This is a genomic window from Bradyrhizobium sp. USDA 3256, from assembly GCF_054058275.1.
The window spans coordinates 3,646,034-3,660,308 of the sequence record NZ_JBSSAE010000002.1 but is presented as its reverse complement, the minus strand read 5'-3'; the positions used below and the strand labels follow the sequence as shown (position 1 = coordinate 3,660,308).

15 protein-coding genes are annotated in these 14,275 nt (G+C 60.5%); 13 read left to right on the top strand and 2 right to left on the bottom strand.

Annotated elements, in window-relative coordinates; genetic code table 11:
• A complete protein-coding gene (locus ACVWY5_RS18935) occupies positions 1–2,226 on the top strand; it encodes an AAA family ATPase (RefSeq protein WP_028333879.1) in 2,226 nt (741 codons plus the stop codon).
• On the opposite strand, the gene ACVWY5_RS18930 is transcribed toward ACVWY5_RS18935, so the two are convergent.
• Positions 2,223–2,804, bottom strand: coding sequence for a DUF4145 domain-containing protein (locus tag ACVWY5_RS18930; RefSeq protein WP_456671687.1), 582 nt, complete (start codon positions 2,802–2,804; stop codon positions 2,223–2,225). The two genes, ACVWY5_RS18935 and ACVWY5_RS18930, sit on opposite strands and share 4 nt — an antisense overlap.
• A 533-nt stretch (positions 2,805–3,337) precedes the next feature.
• Between ACVWY5_RS18930 and ACVWY5_RS18925 the strand changes: the two genes are divergently transcribed.
• Positions 3,338–3,724 carry a hypothetical protein gene (locus tag ACVWY5_RS18925; protein WP_028333881.1) on the top strand — a complete coding sequence of 129 codons (387 nt, stop codon included), beginning with the start codon at positions 3,338–3,340 and terminating at the stop codon, positions 3,722–3,724.
• An 852-nt stretch (positions 3,725–4,576) separates the two neighbouring features.
• Here the strand turns inward: ACVWY5_RS18925 and ACVWY5_RS18920 are convergent.
• Entirely contained in the window at positions 4,577–4,768 is a 192-nt protein-coding gene (locus ACVWY5_RS18920; RefSeq protein ID WP_456671686.1) for a hypothetical protein, read from the bottom strand.
• An 89-nt stretch (positions 4,769–4,857) separates the two neighbouring features.
• On the opposite strand from ACVWY5_RS18920, the gene ACVWY5_RS18915 reads away from it, so the two are divergent.
• From ACVWY5_RS18915 to ACVWY5_RS18865, 11 genes are all read left to right on the top strand, one after another.
• On the top strand, positions 4,858–5,463 hold the full coding sequence (locus ACVWY5_RS18915; protein ID WP_321176757.1) for a phage tail protein: 606 nt from the start codon (positions 4,858–4,860) through the stop codon (positions 5,461–5,463).
• Positions 5,464–5,588: 125 nt separating this feature from the next.
• On the top strand, positions 5,589–5,843 hold the full coding sequence (locus tag ACVWY5_RS18910) for a hypothetical protein (protein WP_321176758.1): 255 nt from the start codon (positions 5,589–5,591) through the stop codon (positions 5,841–5,843).
• Positions 5,844–5,987: 144 nt separating this feature from the next.
• On the top strand, positions 5,988–6,503 hold the full coding sequence (locus tag ACVWY5_RS18905; RefSeq protein ID WP_028333885.1) for a hypothetical protein: 516 nt from the start codon (positions 5,988–5,990) through the stop codon (positions 6,501–6,503).
• 14 nt (positions 6,504–6,517) lie between these two features.
• A complete protein-coding gene (locus ACVWY5_RS18900; RefSeq protein ID WP_456671685.1) occupies positions 6,518–6,820 on the top strand; it encodes a phage terminase large subunit family protein in 303 nt (100 codons plus the stop codon).
• Between the two features lie 16 nt (positions 6,821–6,836).
• On the top strand, positions 6,837–8,339 hold the full coding sequence (locus ACVWY5_RS18895) for a terminase gpA endonuclease subunit (protein WP_456671684.1): 1,503 nt from the start codon (positions 6,837–6,839) through the stop codon (positions 8,337–8,339).
• Positions 8,340–8,350: 11 nt separating this feature from the next.
• On the top strand, positions 8,351–8,719 hold the full coding sequence (locus tag ACVWY5_RS18890) for a hypothetical protein (protein ID WP_028352119.1): 369 nt from the start codon (positions 8,351–8,353) through the stop codon (positions 8,717–8,719).
• Positions 8,720–8,847: 128 nt separating this feature from the next.
• Positions 8,848–10,446, top strand: coding sequence for a phage portal protein (locus ACVWY5_RS18885; protein ID WP_028333888.1), 1,599 nt, complete (start codon positions 8,848–8,850; stop codon positions 10,444–10,446).
• A 14-nt stretch (positions 10,447–10,460) separates the two neighbouring features.
• The gene (locus ACVWY5_RS18880; RefSeq protein ID WP_028333889.1) at positions 10,461–10,748 is read left to right on the top strand and encodes a hypothetical protein; all 288 of its coding nucleotides are present in this window, start codon (positions 10,461–10,463) and stop codon (positions 10,746–10,748) included.
• A 2-nt stretch (positions 10,749–10,750) separates the two neighbouring features.
• The gene (locus ACVWY5_RS18875; RefSeq protein WP_028333890.1) at positions 10,751–11,395 is read left to right on the top strand and encodes a hypothetical protein; all 645 of its coding nucleotides are present in this window, start codon (positions 10,751–10,753) and stop codon (positions 11,393–11,395) included.
• Positions 11,396–11,426: 31 nt separating this feature from the next.
• Positions 11,427–11,771: a phage tail assembly protein gene (locus tag ACVWY5_RS18870; RefSeq protein ID WP_028333891.1), complete on the top strand. Its 345-nt coding sequence runs from the start codon at positions 11,427–11,429 to the stop codon at positions 11,769–11,771.
• A gap of 136 nt (positions 11,772–11,907) precedes the next feature.
• A complete protein-coding gene (locus tag ACVWY5_RS18865) occupies positions 11,908–14,184 on the top strand; it encodes a phage tail tape measure protein (RefSeq protein WP_080667064.1) in 2,277 nt (758 codons plus the stop codon).
• Positions 14,185–14,275: the final 91 nt, after the last annotated feature.

Below are 14,275 nucleotides of genomic sequence, written 5' to 3'. Positions count from 1 at the left end.
ATGGCTGAAACGATGACTACGGCCGACAACACGGGCGCACGACAGAGCACAAACCGCAAGAACGCGCGCTTCTTCGCACAAGCCGGACTGTACGTGTTCCCCTCAGACGGGAAAGTCCCCTTGATCCCCCGCTACAACCGCGCCGACACCTCGCTCAGCAAAGAAGAGCGCGAGGCCGCGATTGAAGAGTACGTCGAGAAGCACGGCACCGAGCCCGTGCATGTCGGCGCAACCAAAGACGATGCCACGCTCGTCAAGTTGTGGCGCAAATTCCCCAACGCGGTGCCGTCGATTTCGTGCGGTCCCTCGAAGCTTGTCGTGCTCGATGCCGATCTCAAGGACGATGGTCCGGCGAAGTTGCGAGCACTCTTTGACGAGCACGAGGGGCCGCCTGCGGGCATCGCAATCAACCCCACCAAGTCGGGCGGTGAACACTTCGTCTTCCGCGATCCGGACGGCAAGTTCTCCAACCGCGCGGGCCTGCTCAAGAAGAACTACGGCACTGACGTTCGTGGCACGGGCGGGCAGTTCGTTGCGCCCGGTTCGATCCGCGAAGACGGTGCGACCTATGGCACCCAGGCAGACAAGCAGGCATTCGTGCGCGCGGTCGTCGGCGGCAAGATGCCCGAGCTGCCGGGCTACATCGTCGAGATGATTGGTGCAACGCCTGACGGCGCTCAGAACGAAGATGTCACGCCGACGAAGGAGCGCGAAGTCATCAAGGCGCTTCAGGACGCGGAACGGGAGAAGTACGAACATGCATTCGATGCCGATCTCGGAAGCTACGATCTCGACAACCTGAGGGCCGAAAATCCGGAGTTTGCCAAGCTGTACGACAACCCCGGCTCGGACTGTTCGACTAACCGTTTCCTGGCAGCGCGCCACATCATGCGTGAGTGGCCGGACATGCCTGCGCCAGCGCTGTCGGTCTTCTTCTCCCAATGGGAGGGTGCTGGCTCCTACACCGATGACAAGCCGAAGTCCGGCGAGTACGACGACCGGCAGGTCGCGCGCGAGTGGATCAAGAATCAAGGGCTGAAGAAGGAGAAGCCGTCGGATGGCTCCGCGTTCGAAGCTGTCAACGAGGAGGAACCCGCAGCCGAGCCTTCGAAGCGCTTTGTCCTAATCGAGAAGATACGCGGAGCAACCCTTCGGCTGCTCGATTGGGCCGTTAAGTTCTTCGTGGCGAGAGGAACTACGTCCGTCGCGACTGGAATGTGGGGAGCCGGTAAGACAGCGGTCTTCAGTGACATCGGCCTGCACATAGGGCACGGATTCGACTGGCGCGGTCGCAAAGTCAAACAGGGCGTTGTCATTTACGTCGCGTTAGAAAATTCTGACGACGTTGAGCGCCGTGTTGCGACGTGGTGTGACGTAATGGAGAAAGGAGGGCGCGACCTCAGTGGAGGCGCGTTCGTCGTTCACCGTGGCCCCTGCCGCCTTTACGATCCGAGCGGTAAGCCGACGCAAGACGAGAGAGAACTGATCAAGCTCGCGAAGTACGCTGCCGATCACTACGGACTACCCGTGGCGATGATTGTCATCGATACGCTGGCTCAAAGCATCATGCCTGGGAACGATAACGACGCAAAAGACGCGGGCATCTATACCGCGAGCATGCAACGCATCGCGGCTGCCACGGGAGCAAATGTGACGGCGCTTGCCCACCCCACAAAGGCCGGGGAGGGCGTGCGTGGGAGTGGCGCGCTGCAAGCTAACGTCGACACGGTCATAGAGCTGAGCCGTGACAAGGCATCAGGCGTTGGCAAGATCAGCGCGGGCTCGAAGTTTCGTATCGGCGACCCCGCTAAGGTGAACTTCTACTATCGTCTCAAATCTCACTCTATTGGCGTCGACGAAGACGGCGACGATATCAGCGTTGTTCTCGCGGAAGACCGTCCTACGGCTGATATCGCAGTCGACGATCTCGACGAAGACGCGCTGCCGGTGCCTCCCGACGAGCCGTCCGACAAGCTCGCGGCGACGCTGCGCGTCTTCAGGGAGCGTGTTGAGAGCATTGCTGGCGAGACGGGCGATAAGGTCGAAGAGATCGGGTTGACCTCGAAGGACGTGCTGGCGGCGCTAAACGTAGATCGGAGGCGGAGCGGGCTGGCGGAGCTTAAAGAACGCACAGCCGTCCCGCGACTGTTAGCGCGGTTGGTGGAAGCCGGTGAGATCGTTAAGTCGGGAGACAATAGGCTGACCGAGTATCGGCTTGCGGGCTAGTGCTTTTGGAGCGCCGTCAGCCGACCCAGGAGTCCTTTGTATTGGTACGCTGCCTTCAGCAGCTCCTTAGCTAAGTCAATCGAGAGCCGGACCTCCGGCTCTCCGATGTTCTGATAAGTCTGAGCCTCGATGTGGGCAGCATCATTTCCAAGCAGCCGCAGATGATCGGCTGCTCGGATAAGCTCCTGTGGGATGATGACGATCTTTGCTAGTGCGGTGATTCTATCTTTGAGATTGTTGCCCTTGGCTCCGCGCTCTTCACATAACTCTTCGAGAACGCGACGCACCATAAGTGCTGACGCTTTGTAGCATTGAGACGCGTGGCATTTTATCGCCTCTTCTAGCGATGCGACAATCGGCGGAGGAATATCGGTCGGGTCAAAATCGAGAACCTCGCTGGGCAGCGAAACAACGCCGTCCTTGTCGAGCACGACAAATACCACACCGAAGCATTCGCGATTGGGGCACACCCGAAGGCCGACGGTGGATCGGCTAACCTCCATCAGCCCTCCGGTTTGGCTTTTCCCAATATGCTGGATAGTCAAGTCGTGCGGAACGATTTTCGTGAATGACCCCATGTGCATGCAATGAGGGCATCGAACATTTGGAACGCTGTCGGCGTTCGTGATCGATTACGCGTTAGGCTTTCTTAGATTGATCGCCTGTTTGTGAGCGGAATTCAACTTGTAGACGACTGCCATACTTGCCCCCGAAAGTCGCATCTCGCAACCGTGCAGCGCCCAACCGTGCACGGTTGCTGCACGGTCGTTTGCACGGTTGGTCTGCACGGTTCGTGCACGGTCGCATGCACGGTTGTTTGCTCATATTATCAAGTACTTAGATCGACCGTGCAATGACCGTGCAGCAACCGTGCACCGAATTTCCCATCAACCGTGCACGTCTCTCCCTCCCTATAAGGGAGGGAGACTGCACAGTGGGCGGCTTATCAGCGCAACGGATCGCAATCTTACGGGGCCATATCCGTCCATAGGGTGGGGCCGCGTACGGCGGGTGCACGAGCCCTTCCTTTCGGGGAGCCGCGCGGACCACCGTCCCCGGTTCGCGCGGCCGTCCCAGGCCATTCACCCCGCCACCGAGGGGAAACCGCCAAATGACCAATCTCGTTGCCGAGGCTCTCGCCGAGGGCCTCAAGCCCGCTCACGTGCAAAGAACCGCTTTGAAGTCGGGCATAGTCGCTCACATGCGGGCAGGCGACAAGCTCGCATTGCAACCCGGCATATCGACTCGCGACCTCGCGCTGATCGGCATCGACGCCAAGCTGACACGCCTCGCGGATGCAGCCGAACGTCAGGCCGACGCACTCGAAACGTTCGTTGCGCTCTTCGCGTCCCTGATCGGTACCGCCAACGCATTCTGCCCGGGTCGGACTGAGGGCGAGACGCCGCTCGTCAACTTCCTACGCGCCAGTGCGGACGGCAGGCCGTTTAGGTGCGACTTAACCCCCGATAGGGACGACGATGATGGCAAGCAGGGTTGACGTGAATGTCTGTCCAAGCACTTCTGCTCGCCTTCTTGCCCGCTATCGGTCCCGGCTTCACGCCGACCACGTTTGACACGGGGACGTTGTCTTCCAACGTTGTATTATCCAACGGCAACCTAACTGCAACTCGCACTGACGGCAACGCCGGGGGCGTGAGATCGACATCGTACAAGAGCACTGGCAAGCCGTTCTGCTCTTACACAGTAGGCGCGTCTCACGGGAGCACCGACTTCCTTGGCCTGATGTCTGCCAGCACTACCGGATACTTCGCTGCCATTAATGGCAATACGGGCTCCGGGGCAGGCGTCTGGCTTGGTAACGGCAATATCGTGAATAACGGAGGCGGAGCCGGGTCACTTGGCGCTGGCCTTGTGGCCGGAGATGTTCTCGATGTCTGCTACGACGCCGTATCCGGTTTGGTTTACTTCCGCCGCAATGGGGGTCCGTGGAACGGCAGCGGCACAGCCAACCCTCTTACGCAGACGGGTGGTGTCGCAGTGGGCGTAGGGTACGCACCGGCAGCAGCGTTCAGCCAATACGGCAGTCCGCAAGTTGGGGACAACTTCACGCTCAACAGCGGCGGGTCGGCTTTCCCGTATGCGCCCCCTACGGGGTGGAGCCTCGGATGGGCGCAATAGTTCAGCCTAAAGGCGGCTCCGTAACCGGAGGTCGCCTCTCTTCCGACCCGAACAACGCGACCACGCTTCTCGATAGGACCGCGCAGGCGACGCCGACGCATTGGAGCCCAGGTCCCGGATTTAGCCTGTTCTATGCCCGGCTGCTGGCCGCGCGCCGCGTCGAGCCCATCATGTTTGTGCCCGGGCCGCTGATATAGGTCGACGCTACGCTTTAGCGCTGGTGCCCAACACCAATGCCGAGCTGCGAGGCTTTGACGCGTACAGCACCGACAGTGCGCTTTAGTTCTTTGCACACCTTCGCGACCGGCGTGCGGGCCTTCGAATGCTTCTTCAACGTCCGCACGTCCATCGCAGTCCATTCGCGGCGGGACACAGTCTTCTTCTTCGTCTTTGCACGCTTCAACTCACACACTCCAAATCCGCATTTGTTGCGCTGTTAGCAACGGTCGCGAGTGATCGCAACTCACAATGCGCTGTATGGGGATAACTACGATGACAATGCTACAAGTTAATGTCGACGCCAGTTCGTTGGAGCGATGGGCGCAAGAGCTGAGCACGCGCGGCATTCGCAACGCTATCCGCCGAGCTGTCGACCGATCAGCGACAGCAGCGCGCAAAGTCGCGCTTGAGGTGATCGCGAAGGATGCAGGCGTCTCCGTCGCGCGCATACATCCTGGCGTTACGAAGGTGCGGCGTACTACACAGTCCGATCTCAGCGCATCATTCACAGCAAACAAGTTGCGCATCGGCATTCTGAACACCCACGGTGCAAGCGTCGGCCGTCGCGGCGGCTTGCATGCGAGCACGTTCAGGCAGACAGGTGGCGGCAGCTCTTCGCTCGACGTGGCAAAAGCCTTCGTGATCCGCGCCAATGGCGGCAAGTTTGTTGCGATCCGGCGTGGCAAGGGGAGGCTCCCCGTCAAAGGCATCTATGCCGAAATGCCGTCGACTGCGATGGCCCAGGATAACGGGGCCGCTCGACTGGCATGGCAGAAGGAAGCCAATGCGCAAGTGGCTCAGCGGTTGCCGCAAGAGATACAGAAGCAGCTTCTCGCCGAAGGCATCCCTTACAGCCCGCCCGCCGACACGGGTGATTAGACCCAACACCGTCGCTAGAGTGGTATCGACTCGCTCGCGACGATCAGCGCGCCGCGTCCGGCAGAGTGGAATTGAGACGACGCCTGCCGGGCGTGGCGCGCGACCAACTCACAGGAGCGATCACAATGAACCAATACGATCAGACACTAGAGCGCTTAGTAAAGCAGCGTGCCAATGGCGAGGCGCTTCCGGCCACGGTGAACATCCACGGCCGTATAGTGGACACGCGCCGCTTCCTCGAAGGCTTTCGCTTCGACAAGCGCGAGGCACTGCCCACGATGACCGCGCATATCGTGAGGATGGAGCGCCCGCTCACGTGTGCGCATATCGCGACTATGGCCCGCCCGCTCGTATGTGAAGTCGCGCTCTCGCTACTGTAGGTCCCGAGCGCGAGGACAATGCGCCATGGCGAGGCCGCGCGGGGCGCTTGGGTCCCTCCCGGGCACCCCTTGAGGCCGCCGAGCGGTGCACCGCCGCACTATTTTCGCTGAAAACACTCACTTTTCCGATAGCAGAGAAGGACCATGGGAAGGCCGAAAGGCGTTATTCGCAGGATCGCGGACGAAACGAGCCTGGATCAGGCGACGGCACGGCGCTTGCTCGCAGCGGCTGACATGACCGAACCGGACTGCGAGGCAGACTTCGCCCGAGCTGTCGAGATCGTGAGGCAGTTGGCGGACAATGACCGAGTAATCGGCCACGCTGTGAACGGTCGAGGCCAAGGTGGGGCCAACGGCGAATACGCTGCGGCGAAGGCCGATGAGATGCGCTATCGCGCCGAGAAGATGCGACTCGACAATGAGCGGAAGCGGGGGAACCTAATCGATCGCGCCGCCGCGACTGAGACAATCACACGCATCTTGGGCGACCTACGCGCCACGCTGCTCGCGATGGGCGGGAAGCTTGCGCCAGCACTAGTCGGGCAGGCTGACGGTCGTGCCATCGCGAAGCTAATCGACAACGAGGTACGCGACACGCTCACCGAGCTTGCGGACGAATCCAAATTCGCTGAGGCGCTGGATAAAGAGGCCCTCAGCTAGAAGAGACACACAGAATGATCGACAACGCGCTAGCGTCGGCGATGCTCGGCGCGTTGCGTCCACCGCCGATTACGCTGCCGAGTACCTTCGCCGAAGCCAACATCCGTCTATCAGCCTCGATGGCAGCACGTCCTGGCCCGTTGCGGCTCCAGTCATATCAAGTTGAGCCGCTCGACTACTTCGCTTCAGACGACGCTGACGTTCTAGTGCTGGAGTGGGCATCACAGACCGGCAAATCCACAATCGTCAACGCGCTGGTCGGCCACATCATCGGTAGCGCGCCCGGCCCGACACTCCACGTATCACCGACCCGGTGACCGCTCCAAAGAGTGGGTGAGGGAGCGGCTTGATCCGCTCATCTCCGCGTCACCCGCACTTCAGTCGTTAATCGGTACCGGCAAGAGCACGAAAAAGGGCAGTGCGGGCGGCACCGACAGCACATCGCTTAAGACGTTCCCCGGTGGCTTTCTAGCGCTCGCGTCAAGCCACCAGGCCGATGAGCTTGCGGCCCGAGCTATCAAATATCTGTTGTTAGACGAGACGGATCGCTTTGCTCGGTCTCTCCCCGGCGAAGGCGATCCCGTGGCGCTCGCCCTTAAACGCACCAAAACGTTTGAAGACAACGGCCGTCGCGTGCTGCTTGTTAGCACACCGACGACGCGGGCGGGGTCGCGCATCGATGCATGGTATAAGAAGGGCGACCAGCGCAAGTGGTTCGTAACGTGCCCGGATAAATGCGGTCACGAAGGTCCGATCGAATTTTCGGATATCAAGTGGGACCCGGGCAAACCCGAGACCGCACATCACGTCTGCCCCGGTTGCGGTGTCGTGCATGGCGAACGCGCTCGTCGCGCAATGGTCGAAGGTGGAAGGTGGGTGCCGACCGCAACCGGCGAGAAGGGTACTAGATCATACCACCTCACTGAATTGTCGTCCTTGGTCGGCTCTGGCTCTGCTATGGCGTCGGTGGTCAAGCAATTCGAAGCAGCTAAGACGCCGGATGAAAAGCAGACCTTCTACAACACTGTGTTGGCTCAAGCGTACGATGCCGCTGCAGAAGTTGAGATGTCAGCGGTTGAGCTACAGCAACGCTCCGAGCAGATCGCGCCACCGTATCGGGCTGATATGCTGTTCGTGTCTGCGGGCGTTGACGTTCAGAGCAATCGGCTTGAAGTTACCTTCTTAGGTCATCACGTCGATCAGACTCTCTCCGTCCTGAATCACTTCAGACTGCCCGGCGACACGTCTGGCGACGCTGTTTGGCGTGAACTCGACGAAGCGATGGGGGCGACGTTTAAGCTCGAAGACGGGAGAGAATTGCCGGTTTTAGTGCAAGCCGTCGATACCGGCTTCAACAAAGACATGGCTGTCAGATACACTCAGGGACAACGCCGGAAGTCGCGAAGTTGCTACGCGATTAAGGGCGAGGACGGCTTTGACGAGCACTTACTCAGACAGGGCAGAAGCCACAAGGGGCAGATGCCGCTGTGGCTAGTTGGCGTCGACGCCGTGAAGCTCATCGTGGGTAAAGGACTCGCAAACACTGATCCGATGACACCCGGTTATATTCGCCTTCCGGTTCACTTGGACGAAGAGTACTACGCAGGCCTAGCGTCCGAAGATCTGAAGACGCGTACAGTCCGGAACGTTCTGAAATTTGAGTGGGTCCCAAACCGACGCCGTAACGAGCCGCTCGATTGTCTTGTCTACGCCTACGCAATCTCAAAGCATCCCAGGTTGACGGTTCCGATACCGTCAGCACCCACCTCAAAATCCAAGCCCGCACAACCATCCTTCGACGAATTGGCGAAGCGCATGGGCGCGCTCTCACACTAAAGGTAAACACCATGACTCGTGTTGCGAAGAAGCCTGTCGCAGTGACCGGCGACGATAACGCTGCGATTGCAGCGGAACGCCTTCGAATCTCATCGATACTGGAAAGCCCGGAAGGGAGGCGCAATCCGGCGATGGCGCAGAAGCTCGCGCTCTACTCGGTGCTTGACGCTGAGACAGCGAAAAGCATCTTGGCGGACGCACCGGCCGCTAACCCATACTTGCAGGCGATGGACCGGGAAGGGCCGATAGGCTTGCAAGCTACGACGATCGACGTGAGCAACGACCCGGTCGCAGCTCGGCGCGAGGAAATCAAGCAAACTGCGAGAGCATTCAACAATGAAAGGCGCGCAGCCCAGGGCTTACCGCTGATCAAGGACTAACGGCCATGGCAACAAAGCAGAGAAGGTTGCGGAGCGGGAGCCCTAATAAAGCTTCCTCCCTCGCAGGCCTCCCCGCCGAACCGCGCTCGCTCGCGCCCGTAAGCGTGGTATCGCCCCAAGCGGGCATTATGGACGGAACAGACGGAAAGCCTAGCCTTGTTTGGGCGCGCTACGATGGCGCGTCTCCGTATACGGCAGGTTACCTAAACGGCTATCAGCCCTATTGGGGAACGCCCGGTTCGGAGGTTAGCCGCGAGCGCGCGGTCGTTTCATCGATCAACTTCGATTTGCTTTTTACAAATCCGGTTATCGCGACGCTTGTTGAGACCTTCGCAACCTATGCAGTGGGCACCGGATTGACTCTCAGCTCGCGGCTGAATGCCGACGTGCTCGGCATTACGCCGGACGACGCTCGCGGCCTTGCACATCAGATTGAAACGGCGTGGGCCGCGTGGGCAGGGAACGCATTCGAATGTGACGCGTCCGGACGCTTCACGTTACATCAGCTCGCAGTCGCGGCCTTCAAGTCTTATTTGATCACGGGCGAATCCGTCTTCTCTCTCGATTGGAAGCGGGCACCCGGCGCGCGGACTCGAACGAAAGTCAATTTGCTTGACGCACGGCAACTCGACCAATCCATCACGCGCGTCGCGGTCGGCGGACCGAATAGCGGCAGTGTTCTGCAAGGCGTCCAGTTCGATAATGATGGCAGGCTGCAAGGATACTGGATTCGGCCGTTCGTTCTCGGCAACATCAGCAGCGCGCCCCAGGCCATATTCGTGAAGGCTCGCACGAGCTGGGGCCGCCTACGGGTAGGGCACGTTTTTGATCAGACTGTGCCCGGCCAAATCCGCGGCATGTCTCCGCTCGCTGCAGCCCTCACGCCTGCCCATTCCAAAAAGACAGCCCAGGAGTTCGCGCTCGCGCAAGCTCTCGTGCAAAGCATGACAGCAACCACGGTGGAGAGCGATCTACCTCGCGACGTAGCGATGCGGGCGCTGTCTGATCCGAGTGAAGTGCCTCCCGGTGCCATTGCCAACGGGAGCCAATCGTCCGGTACGGCGGTCACGGATTGGATGCAGGCAGCGAGTGGCTACTATGGCAGAGACAAGGTGAGTGTGGATTTGGAGCCGGGCAAGGTGGTTCACCTTCTGAGGGGAGACAAACTTGTTATGCACCGCACGCAAGCGCCCAACTCAACGTACGAGGCATTCGACTCATCTCTGAGTCGAGAAGCCGCCAAGGCTGCGGGCGCAAGTGCGGAGGACGCCAGCGGCGACTATAGCAAAACCAACTTCAGCGCGGCACGACTGGCGCAAGAGCTACCCTGGCGCATCAATCTCCGCCGTCGCGCTGCGATCCTTGATCCGTTCTATCGTGGAGTGTTCGCAGCGTGGCTCGAAGAAGCATGTGAAACCGGAGTGATAAGGCTCCCGAAGGGCGCTCCCGCGTATTGGGAGGCACCTGACGCCTACAGCAACTCGGTGTGGCGTGGTTCGTCTAAGCCAGTCGCCGACCCGTTAAAGCAGGCACAGGCCGACATTCTAGAAATCGAAAACAGTTTGTCGACGCTCGAAGCGAAGCTGGGCGAGCGCGGCTATGACGTTGAAGAGACTATCGCGCAACGGAAGGCCGAACGCGATCAATTGATCGCAGCCGGTCTGCCGTATCCGGTGCCGCAAAACCGCAGCGACTGGAAGCCGGAAGACGATCCGGCGCTAACCTAACAGGACACATAAGAATGACAGGCTGCACACCCGGTGGGGCCGTTGTCCCCACCGTCGATAGCCCGTGCGCAATGCTCTCGGAGTTGCGCAAGGCGTACTACCAGCTGCTTGCCGGACGAGCGAAGGCCGTTGTCCGAAACGGCGATCAGTGGCTCGAATTTCAGCGCGGCGACGCAAAGACATTGCAGCACGAGATTCGCCGCCTCGAAATCATCTGCGAATCCGGCATCAACGTTGGGCGCGCGGTGCGCGTCGGGCCGTACATCCCCATGAGCGCGCCGCACCGGCGCTTTAGGTACTGACCATGAAAGAGAAGATTGCCATTCCACTGGATGGCACGCCCAGCGTCGTCGTACTGGACAACGGTGAACGCATGACGCGCCCGAAGGCGATTGCGGCTGGATATCGAATTGTCGACGCATCCGCGATCAAGAGTGCAGAGGCCGCAACTGTCCTCACCGACGCGATCTCGCGCTGGCGGCTCGCAATCGAATGCCTGCCGGAGGCAACTGCACGAGCGGCGGCAACAGCCGAATTGCTGGCAAGCCGCAATCCCGAAACCTTGACGGTAGAGCAGGCCCGCGCGTTTCTTCGCGGCCTACCCGTTGAGACCGAAAACACCGAACAGCAGACGGAAGACACCATGACAACCGACCCGAGGGCGGAACGCCTCGCCGAGATCGAACGCTCTATGAACGCGTTCAACAGGAACAACGGGCACGCGGGCAAAGACCTCCGCGCCAAGATCGCGGACTTCGACCCGGCGCGGTTGCGCCGCTTGGCCGAGATCAAGCTCAACGCGATGGAGGCAAACAAGCAAGGCATGACCTCCGACTTCAAAAAACTGAAGCTCGCTCTCGACACGCATTCGAGACTTGGTGGCGACTTCTCGCGTGTGCTCGCCCAGGCGGGCGTCGATGCGCAGAGCCTCGCGCCGAGAGCCGTCTAACTCCACTCTGAAATAGTAGGATCGACACCAAATGACTACGCAGACATTCACTCTCAGCAAACCGCTCACAACCCACGACGGAAAGCTGACGTCGTTGACGCTTCAGGAGCCCACCGCTGGCGCGTTCGTGGACTTTGGCGAACCGTTCAAGGTGCACACCCGCAAGGATGCCAATGGTGAGCCGGACGGCGTCGACATCGAGTACAACAACAAGATCATGTCGAAGTGGTTGGTCGAGATGATTGCCGAGAAGGTCGACGAGATCAGTCTCAAGGGCCTCAGCGCACGCGACTACTACCAGCTTCGCGGGCTCGCGACCGATATTGTGCTGTTGGGGGCGGGCGACCGCAACCCTACCGAACCGTCCGCCGCTTGATAGCGGTCCTTATTAAGGACCAGGGGGTGCAGCTGTCCGAGCTGCTCCCTATGCGGTTAGGACGGTTCATGTCAGTTGTCGATCTGTTCGCAGACCTTCAGAAGATGCGAGCAAACGAGCAGAGGCTTAATACCCAATGAGCAATCCAAGCGTAACGGCGACAATCAGCGCAAACGATCAGGCGTCGCCGCGATTGCGCGAACTACTTGAGCTGACGAAGCGTCTCGATCAGACAGCCAAGGGGCTGTTCAAGGATACCGGTGGCAGCGCGAACCTCGCTAACCAATTGAGGCAGGCCAACAGCGCGGCGCAACAGCACCTCAATACGCTTGAGAAAATCCACAAAGTGCAAGCCGCTATCGGCGCGACGGTTGCGGGCGTTGCAGGTGCCAAGGCCTTTCAGTTCGCGAAGTCGGCTGTCTCCGATTACATCCCCTATGAGCGGGACGTACGGTATCAGCGGGCCATTCAGCACTACAGCAACTCCGATATGGCCCTGCTTGAAAGGCAGAGGATCGAAGCGGCGACCGTCTACGGGCTGAAGCCGGAAGACACCTTGCACGCGCAGCAAGCATTCGTGACGCGCAACTTCTCCGCGCCAATCACTGAAGCTGCCACGAAGCAAGCAATCGTGTTGGCGAAGGCCTTGAATGTGAAGACGGAGGAGGCCGCAAAGATCGTTGAAGGCTTGACGTTCGGGCAGGGCATCCACCTGCACAGCCCGGCCGACGCTTCCCGCGAGATCGCAAGGTCGTCCGACTTGGCTGCCATTGCGTCAAAGGCGGGTGCCATGAGCCCGGAGGATATTCAGCAGTTCGGCAAGTTCGGTATCGGCATGTCGAGCGCAGCGGGTATCCGTCCCGAACAGGCTTTTGCAGCGGCGATGACGCTTAAGCGCGCCAACGTCGGCGGCGATGAGTCTGGCGTCTTTATGCGAGCCGTGGGCGCTCGCCTGCTCGCACCGACCAAACAGGCTTTCGAAGCTTTCGCCCACATGGGCATCAACTATGCTGACTATGCCCCCCAGGGCGCGGTCAGCACGGACGCTATCGATGCTTCCCTTCGTCGTCGGTACGGCAAGGGTCTATCGGACGGAGGCAGGGCGAGCCTTAACGCAGCCCTCAGCGACGAGTCCCGGAACGTACTTGGGAGCCGTGAAGACTTCTCGGCTGCCGTCCGCGAGGCCGTCGAGGCGGGCGGTGAAAAGCTGTCCAAGATGGATCAGAAGCACCTCGTGGAAACGGCGCTTCGTCAATACGACTTGGCCAAGGGTTCACTTCGGGGCGGCGATCTGTTCGACGCGATCCTGCAAAGGGCAACCGCGCGAGATGCGACCGCCCTAGTTGGCGACAAGCAGGGGGGCCGGGCCGTCATGCTGCTCAACGCGCTTGGGCAGTACCAAGAGTACCTTGAAAAGCTGAACCACGGCGACGGGTTCGCGCAGAACATCGCGAACGAGCGTATGCAGGGATTGGCGGCTGCCGCAGATCGGCTTACGGCCTCGCTCGACGCGGCTGAGAAGCAAATGGTCAAGGCGAACGAAGGGTGGCTTACCCCGCTTGCCGAGGCGGGCGCTAAGCTGGCGGGCTTCACGGCTGGGCTCTCAGACGCTCAGAAGCAGGCTATCAGCGTTACGGCCGGGCTGGCTTCGCTGTCGGGCCTAACGGCAGCAGGCGCTACCATCGTGTCGGTAATGTCGAGCCTCACCGGGCTTGCGGCGAACGCCAACGTGGCCTCAGCGGCGTTAGCCCGAGTGGCGGGCGGCAGTGCTGTTGGCACCGCTGCGGGCGCTGCCGGGGCCGCTGCGGCTGGTTCACGGGTCGCGGCCGGGCTAGGCCTCGCTTCGAGGACTCTTGGGTGGGGGGCCGTCATCGCGGGCACCATGCCGATTGTGTACGGCCTGACAAACGACGAAGCCCAGGGCGTCACGCGGGACCATACCCGTGCGAGGGCTGCACGAGAGGCCATCAGGGCGGACGCACAGGCCCGAATGGAGCGCGAGCTAGCCCGTGGGGGCGGGGCTGAGTTCGAAGACCTTATTGCGGGTTCGGGGCCGTTTGATCGCTATCAGCCGTCATCCTGGCCGAAGGCGCGACGCGGTGCGACTAGCGAGTATCTGCGCGTGCTTGGCGCTTCCGACGAACACCCGGGCGGCGGCTGGCAGGACTCAACGCGCAACGTAGGGCCGTCGCAAGGCTTCAAGGATGTTGCGGTCACCGGCACCGTGAGCGGCGCGGCCGAGCTGGCGGTGCAAGTAATCGGGGAGGTGCGACCGACAAGCTATCTCGAAGGCATCATCCATCGCGCCGAAGCAGCGGCCAACGTAACGCTCAATGGCCGTCTCGGCACAAGCATGCAAGGCCCAGGCGATAACGCCACGAAGCCTAGCTTCGCATCCGGTGGGCACCACTAAGGAAAGATCACAGCAATGACTATGCTATTTCCGTCCGATTGGCGGGAAGCGATGCAGGGCGAGGTTAGTCCGGCAATTGATGAGGCGTTCG

What these genes read in the sequence shown, in the direction of transcription:
- ACVWY5_RS18900 (WP_456671685.1), top strand. Translation starts at nt 6,518, where the DNA reads ATGATCGACAACGCGCTAGCGTCGGCGATGCTCGGCGCGTTGCGTCCA.
- ACVWY5_RS18880 (WP_028333889.1), top strand. Translation starts at nt 10,461, where the DNA reads ATGACAGGCTGCACACCCGGTGGGGCCGTTGTCCCCACCGTCGATAGC.
- ACVWY5_RS18865 (WP_080667064.1), top strand. Translation starts at nt 11,908, where the DNA reads ATGAGCAATCCAAGCGTAACGGCGACAATCAGCGCAAACGATCAGGCG.
- ACVWY5_RS18910 (WP_321176758.1), top strand. Translation starts at nt 5,589, where the DNA reads ATGAACCAATACGATCAGACACTAGAGCGCTTAGTAAAGCAGCGTGCC.
- ACVWY5_RS18915 (WP_321176757.1), top strand. Translation starts at nt 4,858, where the DNA reads ATGACAATGCTACAAGTTAATGTCGACGCCAGTTCGTTGGAGCGATGG.
- ACVWY5_RS18885 (WP_028333888.1), top strand. Translation starts at nt 8,848, where the DNA reads ATGGACGGAACAGACGGAAAGCCTAGCCTTGTTTGGGCGCGCTACGAT.
- ACVWY5_RS18930 (WP_456671687.1), bottom strand. Translation starts at nt 2,804, where the DNA reads ATGGGGTCATTCACGAAAATCGTTCCGCACGACTTGACTATCCAGCAT.
- ACVWY5_RS18935 (WP_028333879.1), top strand. Translation starts at nt 1, where the DNA reads ATGGCTGAAACGATGACTACGGCCGACAACACGGGCGCACGACAGAGC.
- ACVWY5_RS18925 (WP_028333881.1), top strand. Translation starts at nt 3,338, where the DNA reads ATGACCAATCTCGTTGCCGAGGCTCTCGCCGAGGGCCTCAAGCCCGCT.
- ACVWY5_RS18875 (WP_028333890.1), top strand. Translation starts at nt 10,751, where the DNA reads ATGAAAGAGAAGATTGCCATTCCACTGGATGGCACGCCCAGCGTCGTC.
- ACVWY5_RS18890 (WP_028352119.1), top strand. Translation starts at nt 8,351, where the DNA reads ATGACTCGTGTTGCGAAGAAGCCTGTCGCAGTGACCGGCGACGATAAC.
- ACVWY5_RS18905 (WP_028333885.1), top strand. Translation starts at nt 5,988, where the DNA reads ATGGGAAGGCCGAAAGGCGTTATTCGCAGGATCGCGGACGAAACGAGC.
- ACVWY5_RS18870 (WP_028333891.1), top strand. Translation starts at nt 11,427, where the DNA reads ATGACTACGCAGACATTCACTCTCAGCAAACCGCTCACAACCCACGAC.